Origin of the sequence: Shewanella sp. UCD-KL21, from assembly GCF_001957135.1 — a bacterium.
Taxonomy (GTDB): Bacteria; Pseudomonadota; Gammaproteobacteria; order Enterobacterales; family Shewanellaceae; genus Shewanella.
On the sequence record NZ_MPHK01000051.1, the window covers coordinates 1 to 1,576 of the forward strand.

At 37.6% G+C, this 1,576-nt stretch carries 1 protein-coding gene and 1 pseudogene; one reads left to right on the forward strand and one right to left on the reverse strand.

Annotation, left to right across the window (positions count from 1 at the left end; all coding sequences use genetic code 11):
- Window positions 1-608, forward strand: a pseudogene (locus BM739_RS19780) (reverse transcriptase domain-containing protein); the annotation flags it as partial.
- Window positions 609-1,337: 729 nt separating this feature from the next.
- Here the strand turns inward: BM739_RS19780 and BM739_RS20290 are convergent.
- Window positions 1,338-1,576, reverse strand: a 239-nt coding sequence (locus tag BM739_RS20290) for a hypothetical protein (protein ID WP_175609563.1), incomplete at its 5' end; no start/stop codon positions are given.

The window sequence follows — 1,576 nt, forward strand, 5'->3', positions numbered from 1 at the left end:
AATTTTTTCCTTCAAATTCAGAAAGAAAAATAAGAAATTTATTTTTGTACCAGTTTGAAATGTCTATTGATGCGGCAAGTTATTTATCTAAATTAATTTGCATAAATGGAATACTACCAACTGGTAGTCAAGTAAGCATGCAAATAGCTTATTTTGCAAACAAGGTTATGTTTGACCGCCTAAACACACTTGCAAAAGAAAATAACCTATCAATGACAGCCTATGTCGATGATGTGGCTTTTTCAGGGGAAAAAATACCAACTGGTTTTTTAAAAAAAGTCAAAACGATCGTCAATGAATCAGGTTTAACTATAAAAAATAAAAAAATAAAAATATACAGAGAAAAACAACCTAAGATGATTACTGGAATAATCATAAAAAACAATATGTTAACAGTTAGAAATAAAAATCTACGAAAAATAAAACAAACTTTCTTGGAAATATTTACCCCCAACGCTCATTTATCACTAGAAGAAAAAGAAGTCATTTACACTCGTTTAAAGGGGCAATTACATGCGGCAGGACAAATAAATAAGCGATTCAAACAAAAAGCCAAACATATAAATAAAAATCAAAAAAAATACCTAAAACAAAATCAAACACTATAAATTATGGTGCTCATAATCCCTTTTATGTTAAACGGGCGAGTTAGTTAGCAAAAACCGCCCGTTCACCCCCATTAAAGCCCCTCAAAACGATTTTAAGACACGATCCCCCTATAAAACACCCAAATCTACGCTGAAAGTTTAGAACGGTTTTGCGAGCTTCTGAGTGCGTTTTTAACATCATGCAAACTGACAAGTAAAACGATGCGAAATCGCTGAAAGTCACAAACTTGTTTTGTGGCAAGAAGCGATTTGACCAACCGAGTAAAACGAGGGCGGTAGGCTTTTTGTTTTTCTCCTGATGAGCGTCCAGCGAAGAAAGGGAAAAACAGGGGGAGCCGAAACGAAATGACACGCCCCAGCGATGGCAAGTGAACCCCAGTGAACGTGTTTCGTTTTGGGGGCAAAGCCCCCCGTCAAGCGAAGCGTCTGACCACCACATTTTTGAGCGACCAAATACAGGGCGAAAAAAGGGGGTGGTCAGACGAACGCAGTGAGTTTGACGGGCTTGGGTGAATGGCTTTTTTCGCAGGCGTCCAGCCGAAGAAAATAGCCAGAGGGCGGAGCCTTATGTCATTCATTTTCGTCCAGAAAATGAGTGGCATTGATACTGAAAGTATCACGATTTGTTTTTCAACTTACCTATTATTTTACCTATTATTCTAGGTATTATTCTGCCTATTACAGACGAAATAGGTAAAATAATAGGTGAAATAATAGGTAAACCTAACGTTATTTAGCCTTTTCCTCTAGCTGTTTTAGCATCGAAACATCACCTAATAACCGTTGATTTTTACCTGTGAAAAAGATGATCGGGCTGACATTTGCATTATCAATACTTCGGCTTAACTGAATTCCCATCGCCTGATAATCATCATCGTTTGTACAATGGTATAACGCTAAAACAAGCTGACATTGTTCAGGAGTTCCGCACTCTATTGCCCAGCGGATCAACTCCGAAAAGGTCAATC